Origin of the sequence: Gilvibacter sp. (genome assembly GCF_965601605.1) — a bacterium.
Taxonomy (GTDB): domain Bacteria; phylum Bacteroidota; class Bacteroidia; order Flavobacteriales; family Flavobacteriaceae; genus Gilvibacter.
The window spans coordinates 1-15,035 of the sequence record NZ_CBFCWJ010000038.1 but is presented as its reverse complement, the minus strand read 5'-3'; the positions used below and the strand labels follow the sequence as shown (position 1 = coordinate 15,035).

Sequence of the window (15,035 nt, the reverse complement as noted above, 5' to 3'; positions counted from 1 at the left end):
CGGTTCGCCGTTTTCGGGTTTATTTTTTATCTTCGCACTCTATTTTAAAGCCTGTAAACAATGAGTTTATCAACTGAGGTCATGGAGGCCATGAAGACTGCAATGAAAGCCAAAGACAGCCAAGCTTTGGAATCGCTTCGCGCGGTAAAATCTGCCATTTTATTGGCTCAGACCGAGTCTGGAGCGAAGCAAGAATTGAGTGAAGCAGAAGAGCTTAAATTGCTTCAAAAGCTGGTAAAACAGCGCAAGGATAGCGCTGCGATCTTCACCGAGCAAGGAAGAGATGATCTAGCTGCTCCTGAATTGGCGCAGGCAGAAATTATAGCTCAGTTCCTTCCAGAGCAAATGTCTGAAGAAGAGATCGCCAAAGTAGTGGAAGAGATCATTGTGCAAACTGGTGCTTCTAGTATGAAGGACATGGGGAAAGTAATGGGCATGGCTAACGGCAAACTCGCCGGTAAAGCCGACGGAAGCACCATTGCCAAACTCGTAAAAGCCAAGTTGGCGTAAAGATATTAGGCGCCTGTTCACACAGGAGTTTTAGGCCGCGTAGTTCAACTGCCCTTTGGGCGATTTCAGTTGACCTACTCGCCCGAATTAGCATACCGGCCGCGTAGTTCAACTGGATAGAATATCAGATTTCGGCTCTGAGGGTTGAGGGTTCGAATCCTTCCGCGGTCACGAATAAGTGGAAAAAGCAAGCAAAAAAGAATAGCTTGCTTTTTCTTTTTTGCGGCTTTTTGCACTTTCAACACGGAGTGTTGAAGGATGTTCGCGAAGCGAACAATCCTCATTAGTCGCGGAGCGTTGTAAGGAACTTTGCGAAGCAAAGAATCCTTTATTAGCTCGCTTCTTTTTTTGGACGAAGCGAAAAATATGTTTTTTTGATTCTCAACGCGGAGCGTTGAAGGATGTTCGCGAAGCGAACAATCCTCATTAGTCGCGGAGCGTTGTAAGGAACTTTGCGAAGCAAAGAATCCTTTATTAGCTCGCTTCTTTTTTTGGACGAAGCGAAAAATATGTTTTTTTGATTCTCAACGCGGAGCGTTGAAGGATGTTTGCGAAGCGAACAATCCTTATTTGTCACGGAGCGTTGGGGGATATTCGCGAAGCGAGTAATCCTCATTTGTCGCGGAGCATTTTAGCAACTCTGCGCCAGCGATCGCAACGGCATACTTTTTGGCTCACAAAAAGATTTAGTGAAGAGCGTGGTGCTGCGAAGCAGCAGGCGCCCAAAAACCACCCAGATTAAACCCCCTGCTTCTGCTTCTGCACATGATACAGCATATCCACAAGTCCAGAAGATCTGCCTTTGGCGCAGCTCACCAGTGCATTTGCTTTCTTACCAAAAGAGTTGGTTGCAGTCTCTAAGGGATAGCCCATTTTGCTCAACTTGTAAATAGCAGCATTGAGCGTGGAATTGTTGTTGTGAGTAATACTGATCTCATCTGCCTCGGGAGTTACTTGTACACCCAAAACCCCGTGAATGCGTTTTAGGCGATTACTGATAGTTTTGGCGCAGCCGTGGCATCGCAAATTCTGAACTTTAAAGACTGTTTTCATAACCTTGGGGTTTTATTGGGTAAAATTAGGTGGCGATTGCGTAGGAATCTATGACAACGGTCAGTTGAAGTGTAACTTGCGAATTTGAATTAGGGGTTGGCAAGTAAGTAGAAAGTGATTAATTTAGAAGAAAACAATAACGCATGAACAGAATCTTAGGGATAGGCTCTAGAATTGAACACTCCGATCACGGAAAAGGAGTAGTGACTAACGTGACAGCTAAAATGTATTGGGTCACTTTTATTGATGGCGGTTTGGAAACCATTGGTGTCAATGACGAATTTGAGGTGATTGAAGCAGTAGACGATGAAGTGGACACGGTAAGTTTCTACGAGATCGAGAAAAGCCTGCGAGAGATTTTGCAAAAGTGGAGTGATATCACTGAGATCGTTCCTTTGGGCGATAAATGGAACGGAGGGACCATGACCCTGCAGCCTGCTGACCCCAATCTTGCGGCTAAAGAAATCCCGGTTAAAACCTTTTTTAATAAGATAGTGATGCTGCGCGACCGTCTGCGCGTTTTGGAGCAAAAGATCAACTCCAACAAGAGCTTGGACGAAGAAGAAAAGATTGACATTCAGCAATACATTACCCGCTGTTACGGGAGTCTTACAACCTTTAATGTGTTGTTTAAAAATAAAAGCCAGCAGTTTGTTGGTGAATCATCCAAACGATAATTAAGACTAAACAATATGGAAGAAATTCGACAATTTAATGAACCTCAGGTGCAAGAGCCTATGGTGGCGGACCTTGCTCAAGAAGAGCAGGTTGCTTTTTACAGAAAAACCTACGGGCACGTTGCAGGAGCCGTACTGCTTTTCATTGCAGTAGAGGCTATCTTTTTTCAGATTCCGGCAATCGTGAACTTTGCCTTTTCCTTAGCAGAAGGATGGACGTGGCTGTTGCTTTTAGGAGGTTTTATGTTTGCTACCTCTAAGGCAGAATCTATGGCCATGGGTACTACAGACAGAAACACGCAGTACGCCGCATTGGTGCTTTATGTGGTTGCAGAGGCCTTTATTTTTATTCCGCTGATTGGAATAGCGCTTTACGTTGCTGGGGAAGGTGCGGCAGAGCTGCTGAACCAAGCTGCTATTATAACGCTGTCTTTATTCTCTGGGCTTACGGCTGCTGTATTGCTTACAAAGAAAGACTTCTCCTTTTTAAAGACTGGATTGACCATTGGGTTTTTTATTGCCTTAGGGCTAATCATTGCCGGTACGCTCTTTGGTTTTGACTTAGGATTGTGGTTCAGTGTGGGAATGATCGTTTTGGCTGCTGGTTCCATTTTATACCAGACCTCTCAAATGGTTCACAAGTACAAGCAAGAGCAATATGTGGCTGCTTCTTTAGGACTGTTCGGTGCTTTGATGTTGTTGTTCTGGTATGTATTGAGCATCCTTTCCAGCGACTAGTAAAAAGCTTGATTAAACGTATTTATAAAAAGCAGGTTCTTTGTTGGAGCCTGCTTTTTCATTGATTAAAAGGAATTTACATATCTTACACCTCCCAAACAATCCCCCATGCTACTGCAACAACCTGATGAAAATATAGCTTGGCTGGCGCCCTATGCCTATGGTATAGTTGTGTTGGGGATTCTCTTGTTTCTCTTTCGCGTCTTTGAAAACTTCTATGCCGAGCACTTCGGCAGGCCTTTAGTTAGACAGTATTTTTCCTATAGAAAGTTGCCGCGGGAACAATTGCGGATCTTAGAGACAGAGTTTCCTTTCTACCGCAAACTCAATCGAAAACACCGCAGGCAGTTTCAGCATCGGGTGGTTACCTTTATAAAAGACAAAGAATTTATCCCTCGGGAAGATCTTGAATTGACCGACAGGATGAAGGTCTTAGTTGCAGCCGTGGGTTGTATGTTAAGCTTCGGACGGAAGAATTATACCTATAGTCTAATTCACTTTATTCTGATCTATCCAGAGGAATTCTACAGCAATATCAACGAGGCCTACCACAAAGGAGAAATTAATCCTGGTGGTCGTGCATTGGTCTTGTCTTGGAAGGACTTTGAAGCGGGTTTAGCAGATGGACATGACAACATCAATTTGGGTATTCATGAATTTATGCATGCCATGCAGTTGGAGGCCAAACGGGGAGGAGATACCGATTCTGCACGCTTTCAGTTGCAGTTTCAAAATATCTTAAAACGCCTCACTCATCAGGAAGTTAAAGATCGCTTGGATCAAACGCGTTACTTTAGAGAATACGCTTTTACTAATGAATATGAATTCATGGCGGTATTGTCCGAGTATTTCATGGAATCTCCGGGTACTTTTAAAGCCAACTTTCCGCAGCTGTATGACTACACGCGGAAACTACTCAATTTTAAATTTTTGGGCTATTAATAAGAGACCGCCGCTGTGGTAGACTTTAAATTGCTGATGGTTGCCGTTGGATCTTCAGATCGGAACACAAAGCTTCCGGCCACTAAAACATCTGCTCCAGCTTCTACTAAGGCAGCAGCATTGTTATCCTTTACGCCACCATCGATCTCAATAAGGGTAGAAGCTCCTTTGTCATTGATCATTCCGCGTAAGGTGCGCACCTTATCATAGGTGTTTTCAATGAAAGACTGTCCTCCAAACCCAGGATTCACGCTCATGATACAAACCAGGTCAAGATCTGCAATGATGTCGCTCAATAAGTGAACGGGTGTATGCGGGTTAAGCGCTACACCAGCTTTCATGCCGGCGGATTTAATGGCTTGGATGGTGCGGTGCAAGTGCGTACAGGCTTCATAGTGCACCGTTAGTACGTCAGTGCCGAGGTCTGCAAAGGTTTGAATATAACGATCCGGGTCAACGATCATTAAGTGCACGTCTAAGGTCTTTTTAGCCTCCTGAGCGATCGATTTGATCACAGGCATACCGAAGGAGATATTCGGCACAAAAACGCCGTCCATAACGTCTAAATGGAACCAGTCTGCTTGGCTGTCATTGACCATGCGAACGTCGCGGTGGAGGTTGCCAAAATCGGCAGCTAAAATAGAAGGTGCAATTAGGGTGCTCATCGGAAGTTTTATTTCCGACAAAAATAATCAATAAATGAAGGGTCTAACCATTTCCGCGCGATTTTTAACCGCTTCGTCAAAATTGTCTTCTAAGAAGCGGACATACTTTTGAAGATGGAAGATTTCTTTAGGAGAATCAATAATAGTGAAACCAGACATGTAGTTTTCAAACATGCGTTCTTCTGCAGGCTGATTCATGATCTCTATGATATGATGATGACGCCGATCTCTTTTGATCGAATCATATACAGACGCCATAGCCTCTGAAGGACCTTCCAGAATTTGCATGAAGTTACCGTGAGAATACAACAATACACCCGTGATACCTAAACTCAAGTTATTTTCAACGATGCCTTCAAAGACATCGCTAACATTATGTTGGGTAATTGTTGAAACCGCGGTACTTACATAACAGATAGTATGTAATTGCGTTTTCATCGTGGGGATGATTTGTAATAAAGTTACTGAATGACCATCAGTTCTACAAGTAAGATTGTTATAGAAATGTTAAAGAAATTACAATCTAACTATCTGATAGTCAAAATGCTAACAGATGTTAGTCATTTATTGAAAGACTCATGACTCGGATAAATGTTAAACAAATAATATCTTCTTTTTACATCATTAATTGATTGAAAGCGCTTCGAGGTTTCCTACAATATTTTAGTTGAAATTCTGGATATCTCAACTGTTTTTATTTAGACCATTTCTCAATAGAATGGTGTTGATCCTCCTGTTTATTGGAACGATTGACTCAAAATCCTTATCTATCAAGTAATTACGAGGAATCCACATAAAAACGAGGGCTTGTCCGTACAAGGTAAATTTCGGAGCTCGACTTAAGTTGAAGTATAAATGAATATTTATGTGTACTAAGTACACATTAGTAGTTTTGAAATTTTCGTTATTGCAACAAAGTTGCGAATAAAACGCTTAAACTAAGCTATTTGTTCAAGTCAAATGAGGAGTGATGGTAGCTTATAGTTGCTTGTAATGCATAAATTTAGCTTATGTAATACATAATAATATTTAATGTAAATTATTTCCATCAGACCGTGCTTTGAGGATGGAATCGATCACTTTTTTGTCCTTAGTGCTCATTTGTTTCCCCGTTTTGGAGTCGTAATAGTAGTACGTAGGTACAGGTTCTGCTCCTTCTGTAAAGTCACTTTCTGCAGTTTTTTGCGTTTTTGGAGTGGCAGTTGTGGTCGTAGGAGTAGTTTCTACGGCTGTGGTTTCTGTCGATTCTGTGTTTTCCTCTAGATTTGCTGCGGTTTCTGTAGTTTCTGTTTGTGGTATTTCTTGCGCTTGAACAGCTTCTGATTGGACCTCAATACTTGTTGTATTTGTCTCTTCTGCTTCTGATTGACCACTACCAGTCCATAAAGCAAGTGCTAAAAGGGCCATCAATCCTGCCGAGCTCCAAATCCAAATAACATAGCGCTTGCGTTTTTTGCGCTCCAAACTCTGTGCCACATCATTCCAATTGGGGACTTCGGTGCTCTTCTGAAGATCTTTCAGGCGATCTTTGATAGTACTTTCTAAGGGATCTTGCGTTTTCATAAGTAGCTAATTAGGCTGGTTTAGTCATTAGTTGTACGGTCAAGCTTTTTTTTAAAAGTACTTTCGCGCGGTGTAGGTTTGATTTGGAAGTGCCAACACTGATCTTCAGTTTATCCGCGATCTCCTGATGGCTGTGGTCGTCCAAAACATAAAGGCTAAAAACAAGGCGATACTGATCGGGCAACTGCTGAATTGCTTCTAGAAGTTGGTCCAGATCGCAACTTTGTGCCCAATGGTCGTCTTCTTCTTGAACGGCAAACCAACTTGGGTCCTCTGTCAAATGCTCCTTGCGTTTGTTACGGTATTTCTTCACTGCTTGGTTAATGGCAATGCGTTGCATCCAACCCGCAAAGGAACCTTGTCCTTTATACTTTTTAATGGTTTCAAACACGATCACAAAGGCATCGTGTACATTGTCCTGTGCTTCCTCCACATTCCTGCAATACTTCAGTGAAGTAGTGTAAATGGCATCTCTATGCTCCAGGAATAGTTGTTCCTGAGCCTTAGGGTCGCCTTTTTTACAAGCTGCAATAAGCTCCGTTAAGGAAGAAGACATCTAGATTGTTCTTTGCTGTAATGTACAGAAATAATAGAAAGGTTGCGTGGCGGAGGTAAAAAAGCAAAACCCCCGCCAGTGGCAGGGGTTTCATTCATCAATCAAAAAACGAACAGTTAGTTTAACTGTTTGTTACTGTAATCTAAGTCGTATTAACCTAGATAAGTTTTCAATATTTTGCTTCGCGAGGTGTGTTTTAGCCTGCGAATTGCTTTTTCTTTGATTTGACGCACACGTTCACGTGTCAGGTCAAAGGTCTCGCCGATCTCTTCTAGAGTCATTGGATGCTGATCTCCCAATCCGAAGTACAAACGAATAACATCTGCTTCACGAGGAGTCAGAGTTTCCAGTGCGCGCTCAATCTCAGTGCGCAAAGACTCATGCAATAAAGAACGGTCTGGGTTTGGAGATTCTCCAGAACGAAGTACATCGTAAAGGTTAGAATCTTCACCCTCTACCAAAGGAGCATCCATGGATACATGACGTCCGGAGTTCTTCATAGACTCCTTCACATCATTGATGGTCATGTCTAGCTCTTTGGCGATCTCCTCTGCACTTGGTGGGCGCTCATGCGCTTGCTCCAAGAAAGCAAAGGTTTTGTTGATCTTATTGATCGATCCGATCTTATTCAGTGGCAAACGTACAATACGAGACTGCTCTGCAAGAGCTTGAAGAATCGATTGACGGATCCACCATACGGCGTATGAAATAAATTTAAAACCACGAGTCTCATCAAAACGCTGCGCAGCCTTGATCAATCCTAAGTTTCCTTCGTTGATCAAATCCGGCAATGTGAGTCCCTGGTTTTGATATTGCTTAGCTACCGATACAACGAAACGCAGGTTAGCTTTGGTCAACTTCTCTAAAGCGCGTTGGTCTCCGGCTTTGATTCGTTGTGCCAATTCTACCTCTTCGTCAGCGGTAATAAGGTCGACTTTTCCAATTTCTTGTAGGTACTTGTCTAAGGAAGCGGTCTCTCTATTGGTGACCTGCTTGGTAATTTTGAGTTGTCTCATCTAATAAATCCTCTCTTCTAACTCACGTGCTTAATTGCACGCTGTACCTAGTTATACGTAAATATACCCAAAAATGTTACAAATAGTTGATCATTTTTTAATATTTGTGTGGCCTGATTTTCTACCATTTTGATTTCGAGTCTTTTAAAAAAGGTTTAAATCTCTGTCCGCTTGAATATTGGCCAAAAGCAAATCCACTTTTTGGCGCATTTTGTTGAAGAATATTCCACGATCCTTTTCACCGGCACTGGCCAGTAATTTTGAGTTGCTTTTTTGCTTGTTGAAAAATTTGAGCATTTCTCCGCAGGTGGCCGGGTTTACCACTTTTAAATAGGTCAATACAGTGAATGGGGTAAAGAACAGACTCTGTTTAGGTGTTCTGAACATCACGGTATTACTCATAGTGAGAAGATCACTTTTGTAGAGTAGGTAACGCGCATTGTTTTTGGAATTGATGATGGCCTGTTGAATGGTTTGTTGTTCCACGCGATCGATGATCTCATGCAGGTCTTTACAAAGGTGTTCTGCCAAGGTCTTACTCAAATGACCGGACTCAAAATAATAGTAAACCTGTTGCAAGGTTCCGTTGATGGTATTGTCATTCCAAAATTCGGTGATGTCTAAATAATTATAAGTTTCCGCCAATTGCATGGTGGTTTCTATGAGGCTTGCCGGGATGGTAGGTAGAAACTCTTCAAAGCTCATCTTGGCCATGCTGCCGTCTTCATCCAAAAACTTAAGCCAAACGTAAAACTTGTATTTAGTGATATAAGTGTTGGTCAGGGTAAAGAATATGGGAATGTCTTTGGCAGAATAGATGATCTCAACCCCTTTGGCATTGATGAGTGGTTCAATACTTTTCATGGAGACCAGGAAGTACTGTTCTAAACCCTCAAGACTGGTTATAGGCGGTGACTTTTCTACCAGCAAAGTGTTTTGTTGTCCCACCTCAAAGAGCCTATTCAAGGAGATCTTGTAGTGTCGCGCTAAGGTTACTGCTTCATCTAAGCTCAGTTGTGATTTCAGGTTGATGCGTCTGTAGGCCGCGTCGTAGCTAATGTCTAAAACGTTGGCCACCTCGTCCACAAAGGATCTTTCTGCCGGAATATGGGTTTTGAGATTGGCCCAAAGCGCTTCTTGTGAAATATGCAAACTCATAGCTAAATCATCTATTTATTTTCAATATATGCAAAAAATTGAGGCTTCAAAGCCTGAATATCACATTTAGTTTGTGTAATTCGCTTGTATTTTCGATTGGAATTTTGAGTTTGATTGGCTTTTCCCCAGTGTCATTGAGCTCTTAAAAACAGTTGAATTATGAGATATTTAAAATTAGTTTTAGTCACAGCCCTCTTCTTTGGCGTTTTCTCCAATTGCGCCTTAGAAGAAGAAAACTCTCAGCGCGTTCGCGGAAAACTAGTAAGTGAGGTGAGCGGGGAGGGGATACCCAATACCCGCGTGGATGGAATGGTACAAAAATCAAGTGGAAGTGGTTTTTTTAGTAATACTGTAGATTTAGGCCGAGCAGAAATTGTCACAGATGCCAACGGGGAATTTGAATTCAACGTCGGTTACGAATCCAGAAAGGACTGGGTGTGGTTTGTGAAACCCGATGAAGATCAAAGCACAGCCATTCTCAATTTGATACCGCGTTTTGATATGGATGATTTAGAAGAAGGTCCAGTTTTGCTATACGTGCGTGAATTTCATCCGCTAGAAATTGAAATTAAAAACACTACCCCTTTTGATGAAAACGACTTTATAGGGGTGTCCGTCTTTTTTACGGTCCAACAGAATAATAACGAGGTCAATGCCCGCTATTTCCACAATGTGTTCTATGCCTTTGAGAACAGATCGGGTGTCAATTTGCCTTGGGATCCCCCTGCAGATGACGACGGCTTACGACCCGAATGGTTGGGAGATTCCATTGATACTACCCTTTTTGGTAGACTCCAAGAAGCCACGGAGTACAAGGTGATATGGAATGTTAGAAAGAACGGGGTGTGGACAGAGAACAGTACGGACTTAACTCCGGTGAACACAACGGGCCTAAATCGGGTCGTCATTGAATACTAAAAACAGAACTTATGAAATCGATCTATAAATATTTATTGGTGGTTCCACTAATGGCTACCACTTTCTTAGTAGCTCAGGAAGACCAACGTTTTCAGTACGATTCTTTCTCTATTCAGCCGCTGGGTTTGTACAAAGGACAATTGAATCAAGAGGGAATTTCCGGTCGTGTTGATTTGAATTTTAGAACTGGAAAAAAGCGAATCTCTTTGGCGGCACATGCCGGTTCTGAGGCAAATTTTCTTAGCGCAAGTGGGGAATTTGTGAGTTTTGAAGGACTCTATGGTTACAGTTTTAAACCGATTCCCCGAGTAGAACTTGATTTGCAAATTGGTTTGTCTGTCATACGATTTGAAAGTAATGGAACTGATTTGTTTTCTGGATTGGATACGTTCTTTGTTCAAGCGCCAAAAAGCACTCAGGTTTCCGATGCAGGTTTAGTAGGAAAGTATTTGCTAGGTGTGCCTTTATTGGTAAAAATTAGAATCCCAACAGGGCCGCGATTCTCTCTGGGCTTGCAAGGTGGATATCACTTCAATAAGTTAGTCAACTTTGCCCATTGGGGCATTGTGCTGCAATGGAACAAAAGACGTCAATAAAAAAAGGCCGCTTCAAGCGGCCTTTTCTGTTTTAGGTAGTCAATGAAATAGTTACTCTTTGATGAACTGTTTTGTCACTACTTGTTCGTTGGCAACAAAACGTACAAAATAAGTTCCAGCAGGCAGGTGAGATACGTTGATCGTCATGCCGCTGTTAAGTTGTTTTAGACTCATTACTTGTCTTCCAAGGGCAGAGAATACTTGCAATTCATTTACTTGAATCCCAGAAGTCTCCAAATGCAACACATCTTTTGTCGGGTTTGGATAAAGACTAAAGATATCTGCCTTATCCAAAGCGTAGGTGCGCAACGGTCCATCATCTTGAGATCGGCTAGAAGTGCTGATGAGTGAAACAGCATCCACAGCGATATCGGCACGCCAAGTGCTTCCGGTAGTTCGGTTGAATCGCAATTGAAGCCCGCTGCCCAAGTAGTCAGCAAGATCAACGCTTACACTGTTCCATTGGTTGCCTTGGTTTCCAGATTGACTCCAGATGGCATTCCAAGAGTCTCCGTTATCGGCAGAGGCCTCTAGTAAAAAGGTACCCATATTCGATGAACCATACATGTGGTAATCGAATTCAAAGCTGGCAGAAGTCGCTCCACTAAGATCAAAACAAGGGGAAGTGATCACTGCTTGTTTGTTAGGATATCCCGTTCCATTTCCAGAAGCTTCTACGTAAATATAGTAGCTGCCTTGGTTGGCCGATGAAGGCCCAGTATTACCAGAAGGCGTTCTTCCGGTTTGAACGCGCCAATCTAAATCATCGGCACCACTTTGAGACCAAGCTCCAATGGTGTTCTCATATCCTTCGTTATACGGATAGCTGTCAATACCTCCAGAACAACTTGTGGTGGTAGGTACGCCATCAGTCAATGAAATGTTATCTAAGGCGATATCTGCTTGCCAAGTACTTCCCGTTGTACGGCTGAATCGTAATTGAACACTTTGTCCAGCATAGGTGGTCAGATCAATATTTTGAGCACTCCAAGCATTACCTTGATTTCCGGACTGCGACCATAAAGTGGTCCAATTAATTCCATCATCATTGGAAATTTGAAGCAAAATGGTTCCCATATCAGAGGATCCGAATTGGTGCACTCTAAAGTTAAAACTCGGCGTTGAAAGGCTACTCAAATCAAAACAAGGTGAAGTGATCACGGCAGTTTTATTTGGATATCCGGTTCCGTTTCCAGAGGCTTCTACATAGATATAGTAGTTACCATCTTGAGCTCCAGCAGGTCCTGTGTTTGAAGATCCTGTACTTCCAGAAAGCACAGTCCAATTCAGATCGTCAGTTGTGCTTTGCGTCCAAGCTCCGATTGTATTTTCAAAACTCTCTGTATAAGGGTAGCTAGTTACACCACCAGTACAACCGCTTGCGGTTAGGGTAGTGGCGTTCACTGTGTTACTTTGCCCAGACTGATTTCCAGCAGCGTCTTTAGCGACAACGTAAAAATCATAGCTGGTCTCCGGACTCAATCCAGTTACAGTAAATCCTGGCGTACCAACAGTACCAACACTAACTCCGTCTTGGTAAATGTCGTAGCCAACTACAGCAACATTATCTGTAGAAGCTGTCCAGGTTAAATCTACGCTCACGGCAGTTTCATTTGAAGCCGCTAAAGCTGAAGGCGCTGAAGGCGCTTCTGTGTCGGTTGGTCCGCTGTTGATTTTGAAGGCTGCCACATGACTCTTACGCGTGTTTGTGGTTCCTTTCATGTATTCGGCAATATGCCAGAAGGTCATATCATCAAGTGGATCCACAGTAAGGTGAGCATAGTCTCCGTATCGACCATCAGGTCTAAAAGCAGTCGGTTGATCACCGTCTACAATAAATTGTTCATTTAGAGTCATGGTTCCTAGTGGATCTCCCGCTTGACGCCCAGTGTATCTTAAGGACGTATATACTGTTGGACTTACAATGGTGTATCCCATTCCGATGTTTCCAGCAGCGTCGATTCCAATACTACCACAGAATGCACTGTGTCCATCAGGTTGCACATAAGTTCCTTCTTGGTAAATGGTCCAAGGAGCACCGTCTGCAGTTTGGCGCAGTTCATACCAACGGATTCCCGCTTGAGAATCAGTCCCGGTCACATCGACTACAAAATTCATCACCGCAGAATTATGCGTTCCAAAACGGCGGTAGTTGGTCATATACATCATGGTTGCTTGGATGGCATCGATATCTGGTCCAGATCCCGGTTCCTCCAAGTTTTGGAAAGAACCTCCATCAAAAACAGCATCAAAAGGAGCCGTTGTGATCTCCTGTGGTGTTGAAATTGATGATGCAGAAGGATTTGTCCAGTCAACGCTCACGTTCCAGATCTTCAAGTGATCTGAAGAAACGCCAGCCCAGCCGTCGTCTTGCATATAGACTAAAGGATGCGGTGTACCCAGTGGGGGAAGATTGGGTCCAACAACATTGAATCCACCTGGGCTGTAAAAGCCGCTAGTGGTCACTCCTGGTAAAGGGAATCCAATCACTTGTGCAGAAGGATTACCCACGAGCATCTCATCGCGCTCCAAAGCAAAGATCACATCATTGGCTGTAGGATTATTAGCATCCTTATTAGCCGTGATATAATATCCGTCTGCCCAAATGGACATTTTTTCATAATCAGGGAAACTTCCTGTGTTGAATCTGTAGGTGTACCAACCGTCATTGATCGGGTCTGGTCCTTGCCCTATAGCTACTAAGAAACCGTTAGGGGTATCACTAAATTCCATAATGATGAAACGGTCTGCATAGCGGTCATAAAGCACTACGGGGTCACCCAGAGTTTCTCCAGGGAAAATAGTTCCTAAAGACGCTTCAGGTAATAGTACATTTCCGGCGCGATCCAGAATTCCGAATCCGCTGTTAAATGCATAAACATAGTGGTTCGGTCCAATGGCTCCGGTAGGGTCATTGAGTACGGTTCCCACGTGAGCGTCAAAAGAGGTGATCGGAGCACGGGCAGCAGCTCTAGGAACAAGCTGTTGGTTACGGGCTAATGGATCAGCTCCAGCAGGGAGACCTTTACCTTCAACAAAGGTATTGGTTCCACGGCGTTTTGGCGGCGCAACGTCCTCAAATCCTGCAGCAGCAATAATGTTGTCCATGCTGCTGAGGGCTGGGATTTCACGCACGTAAGTGGCAGTTGAAAAAGAGGTTGCCTGCATGGCACCATCTTGGGGGAAGGCAGTTGCACTGCATAGGAGTGCCACTACCCAAAGGTAGAATTTCTTCATAGGTGGTTCGTTTAAGTTGACCACGAATGTAGATAGAAAAAGTAGGAAAAAGATTACTTTTCGACGAACTGCAGAAAAAACGATCTTAAACCACAATCAGGGGTGTGGTTCAATGATAAAATGTTAAAATTTGAAGTGAAGACCACTAAAAACTCCGAAGAAAAAGGGTCTAAAATTATTCACCGTTGTGTTTTCTGGTTTGTTCATTTGAATCTTAAACATAGGATCTAAGTTCAGCTGGAAGTGTTTGGTGATCTCGTATTTAAAACCAAGTCCAAGATTTAAGGTGTATCCCAGGTTGGTCAAATTGTTCGATTTTCCAACGCGAACGCTTTGTCCGTTATCATTAACGGCAAAAATGCGGTTGTCATCTAGAACCATAAGGCTGGCTCCTCCGATCAAATTAGCACCAAAACGATTGTTGATGAACGAATACTGATATTCCACAGGTATTTCTAAATAGGAAATATCCTGGTCTATAGTCACCACATCATTAGATTCAAAGAATGCAGTTGCACTCGGGTCCAAAGGAATTCCACCATCAGTGATCTCAGCCCCTGCATCAATACCGGTCAATTGATAGATGTTCACTACATTATCAATGATATTGACTTGGAAGTTCTGAGTGTTGTAACCCAGGTTGACACGGTTGAGGCCAAAACGCAAAGCTGATTTTTCATTGACCTGGTTTTTGATCTGTAAACCGTAGCTCAAATTGGTTTCCCCTTCACGGGTGTTGCCTTCCAAACGAGCATCCAACATAGAGGCACGTGTTAACGAGCCATAAGTAGTTGGAGCGATCACGGCGCCTACAGACCAGCTGTAGTTGGTCAGTTCTTCTCGGCGAAGCATTCGTTCAAATGCCTTGAATTCTTTGGTCTTTTTAACCTTTTGCTCCTCATACTTAATCACTGGAAGTGGAGTGGCTTCTCCAGTCGCTGTGATCTCAACATCTGCGGCAAAACTGGTGGCATCAATGCCTGCTGCACCTACAGTATTTTTTGGAAGCACATAATATCCTCTTGCTGGATATTGTCCACTTTGACCGCTTGTGGTGTTTCTATTTGCTGCGGAAGTGCCTCTTGTTGTTGATGAGGAAGTAGTAGTTGCTGTAGATGAATTCGCAGTGCTGGTATTGTTAGGTGTGTCTGAACTCACCCCAGAGCTTGTAATTCCTGTTGTGGTATTACTGGTCCCCGTACTATTATTTGATTCAGTACTATTTGTAGAGCCAGTCACAGTAGAAGTATTGCCTGAAGTCCTTGTTGAAGCTACAGTGCTGGTACTAATACCTGTTGAGGTAGTAGTCGATTGCGAATTGGTTCCTTGTTTTACAGCGGTACTGGTCTTAGTATCTTTCGATGCACGAGTGGATGTAGTACCTGTTGTAGCAACGGAGGTTTCAG

Annotated in this window: 14 protein-coding genes, 1 tRNA gene and 1 pseudogene; 7 read left to right on the top strand and 9 right to left on the bottom strand. The window is 43.1% G+C overall.

Going from position 1 to position 15,035, the window contains the following annotated elements; translation table 11 throughout:
• The first annotated feature begins 60 nt into the window (after positions 1–60).
• Together ACSLP7_RS10830 and ACSLP7_RS10825 are read left to right on the top strand one after the other, a co-directional pair.
• Complete coding sequence (locus tag ACSLP7_RS10830; RefSeq protein ID WP_435579314.1) at positions 61–510, top strand: GatB/YqeY domain-containing protein; 450 nt, start codon at positions 61–63, stop codon at positions 508–510.
• Positions 511–607: 97 nt separating this feature from the next.
• Positions 608–681: transfer RNA gene (locus tag ACSLP7_RS10825), tRNA-Arg, on the top strand.
• 567 nt (positions 682–1,248) lie between these two features.
• Here ACSLP7_RS10825 and ACSLP7_RS10820 read toward each other — a convergent pair.
• Positions 1,249–1,563, bottom strand: a complete 315-nt coding sequence (locus tag ACSLP7_RS10820; protein ID WP_435579313.1) for a heavy-metal-associated domain-containing protein — start codon at positions 1,561–1,563, stop codon at positions 1,249–1,251.
• A gap of 143 nt (positions 1,564–1,706) precedes the next feature.
• On the opposite strand from ACSLP7_RS10820, the gene ACSLP7_RS10815 reads away from it, so the two are divergent.
• The 3 genes from ACSLP7_RS10815 (at position 1,707) to ACSLP7_RS10805 (ending at position 3,920) form a co-directional block, all read left to right on the top strand.
• A complete protein-coding gene (locus tag ACSLP7_RS10815; protein ID WP_435579312.1) occupies positions 1,707–2,240 on the top strand; it encodes a hypothetical protein in 534 nt (177 codons plus the stop codon).
• Positions 2,241–2,255: 15 nt separating this feature from the next.
• Positions 2,256–2,978, top strand: coding sequence for a Bax inhibitor-1/YccA family protein (locus tag ACSLP7_RS10810; RefSeq protein WP_435579311.1), 723 nt, complete (start codon positions 2,256–2,258; stop codon positions 2,976–2,978).
• Between the two features lie 108 nt (positions 2,979–3,086).
• Complete coding sequence (locus ACSLP7_RS10805; RefSeq protein ID WP_435579310.1) at positions 3,087–3,920, top strand: zinc-dependent peptidase; 834 nt, start codon at positions 3,087–3,089, stop codon at positions 3,918–3,920.
• On the opposite strand, the gene rpe is transcribed toward ACSLP7_RS10805, so the two are convergent.
• The 6 genes from rpe to ACSLP7_RS10775 form a co-directional block, all read right to left on the bottom strand.
• Positions 3,917–4,585 carry a ribulose-phosphate 3-epimerase gene (rpe, locus tag ACSLP7_RS10800; protein ID WP_435579309.1) on the bottom strand — a complete coding sequence of 223 codons (669 nt, stop codon included), beginning with the start codon at positions 4,583–4,585 and terminating at the stop codon, positions 3,917–3,919. The genes ACSLP7_RS10805 and rpe overlap by 4 nt on opposite strands.
• Before the next feature lie 27 nt (positions 4,586–4,612).
• Positions 4,613–5,023 carry a BLUF domain-containing protein gene (locus ACSLP7_RS10795; protein ID WP_435579308.1) on the bottom strand — a complete coding sequence of 137 codons (411 nt, stop codon included), beginning with the start codon at positions 5,021–5,023 and terminating at the stop codon, positions 4,613–4,615.
• Between the two features lie 591 nt (positions 5,024–5,614).
• Complete coding sequence (locus tag ACSLP7_RS10790) at positions 5,615–6,148, bottom strand: hypothetical protein (RefSeq protein ID WP_435579307.1); 534 nt, start codon at positions 6,146–6,148, stop codon at positions 5,615–5,617.
• Positions 6,149–6,158: 10 nt separating this feature from the next.
• The gene (locus ACSLP7_RS10785) at positions 6,159–6,704 is read right to left on the bottom strand and encodes an RNA polymerase sigma factor (protein ID WP_435579306.1); all 546 of its coding nucleotides are present in this window, start codon (positions 6,702–6,704) and stop codon (positions 6,159–6,161) included.
• Between the two features lie 152 nt (positions 6,705–6,856).
• Positions 6,857–7,720, bottom strand: a complete 864-nt coding sequence (locus ACSLP7_RS10780; RefSeq protein ID WP_034261238.1) for a sigma-70 family RNA polymerase sigma factor — start codon at positions 7,718–7,720, stop codon at positions 6,857–6,859.
• A 144-nt stretch (positions 7,721–7,864) separates the two neighbouring features.
• On the bottom strand, positions 7,865–8,878 hold the full coding sequence (locus ACSLP7_RS10775; protein WP_435579305.1) for a hypothetical protein: 1,014 nt from the start codon (positions 8,876–8,878) through the stop codon (positions 7,865–7,867).
• Between the two features lie 159 nt (positions 8,879–9,037).
• On the opposite strand from ACSLP7_RS10775, the gene ACSLP7_RS10770 reads away from it, so the two are divergent.
• Entirely contained in the window at positions 9,038–9,796 is a 759-nt protein-coding gene (locus ACSLP7_RS10770; RefSeq protein ID WP_435579304.1) for a hypothetical protein, read from the top strand.
• Positions 9,797–9,807: 11 nt separating this feature from the next.
• Positions 9,808–10,392: a hypothetical protein gene (locus ACSLP7_RS10765; RefSeq protein WP_435579303.1), complete on the top strand. Its 585-nt coding sequence runs from the start codon at positions 9,808–9,810 to the stop codon at positions 10,390–10,392.
• A 51-nt stretch (positions 10,393–10,443) separates the two neighbouring features.
• On the opposite strand, the gene ACSLP7_RS10760 is transcribed toward ACSLP7_RS10765, so the two are convergent.
• Positions 10,444–13,629 carry a T9SS type A sorting domain-containing protein gene (locus ACSLP7_RS10760; RefSeq protein ID WP_435579302.1) on the bottom strand — a complete coding sequence of 1,062 codons (3,186 nt, stop codon included), beginning with the start codon at positions 13,627–13,629 and terminating at the stop codon, positions 10,444–10,446.
• Positions 13,630–13,752: 123 nt separating this feature from the next.
• Positions 13,753–15,035, bottom strand: a pseudogene (locus ACSLP7_RS10755) (hypothetical protein); the annotation flags it as partial.

What these genes read in the sequence shown, in the direction of transcription:
- ACSLP7_RS10810 (WP_435579311.1), top strand. Translation starts at nt 2,256, where the DNA reads ATGGAAGAAATTCGACAATTTAATGAACCTCAGGTGCAAGAGCCTATG.
- ACSLP7_RS10790 (WP_435579307.1), bottom strand. Translation starts at nt 6,148, where the DNA reads ATGAAAACGCAAGATCCCTTAGAAAGTACTATCAAAGATCGCCTGAAA.
- ACSLP7_RS10775 (WP_435579305.1), bottom strand. Translation starts at nt 8,878, where the DNA reads ATGAGTTTGCATATTTCACAAGAAGCGCTTTGGGCCAATCTCAAAACC.
- ACSLP7_RS10765 (WP_435579303.1), top strand. Translation starts at nt 9,808, where the DNA reads ATGAAATCGATCTATAAATATTTATTGGTGGTTCCACTAATGGCTACC.
- rpe (WP_435579309.1), bottom strand. Translation starts at nt 4,585, where the DNA reads ATGAGCACCCTAATTGCACCTTCTATTTTAGCTGCCGATTTTGGCAAC.
- ACSLP7_RS10760 (WP_435579302.1), bottom strand. Translation starts at nt 13,629, where the DNA reads ATGAAGAAATTCTACCTTTGGGTAGTGGCACTCCTATGCAGTGCAACT.
- ACSLP7_RS10830 (WP_435579314.1), top strand. Translation starts at nt 61, where the DNA reads ATGAGTTTATCAACTGAGGTCATGGAGGCCATGAAGACTGCAATGAAA.
- ACSLP7_RS10820 (WP_435579313.1), bottom strand. Translation starts at nt 1,563, where the DNA reads ATGAAAACAGTCTTTAAAGTTCAGAATTTGCGATGCCACGGCTGCGCC.
- ACSLP7_RS10780 (WP_034261238.1), bottom strand. Translation starts at nt 7,720, where the DNA reads ATGAGACAACTCAAAATTACCAAGCAGGTCACCAATAGAGAGACCGCT.
- ACSLP7_RS10795 (WP_435579308.1), bottom strand. Translation starts at nt 5,023, where the DNA reads ATGAAAACGCAATTACATACTATCTGTTATGTAAGTACCGCGGTTTCA.
- ACSLP7_RS10815 (WP_435579312.1), top strand. Translation starts at nt 1,707, where the DNA reads ATGAACAGAATCTTAGGGATAGGCTCTAGAATTGAACACTCCGATCAC.
- ACSLP7_RS10770 (WP_435579304.1), top strand. Translation starts at nt 9,038, where the DNA reads ATGAGATATTTAAAATTAGTTTTAGTCACAGCCCTCTTCTTTGGCGTT.
- ACSLP7_RS10785 (WP_435579306.1), bottom strand. Translation starts at nt 6,704, where the DNA reads ATGTCTTCTTCCTTAACGGAGCTTATTGCAGCTTGTAAAAAAGGCGAC.
- ACSLP7_RS10805 (WP_435579310.1), top strand. Translation starts at nt 3,087, where the DNA reads ATGCTACTGCAACAACCTGATGAAAATATAGCTTGGCTGGCGCCCTAT.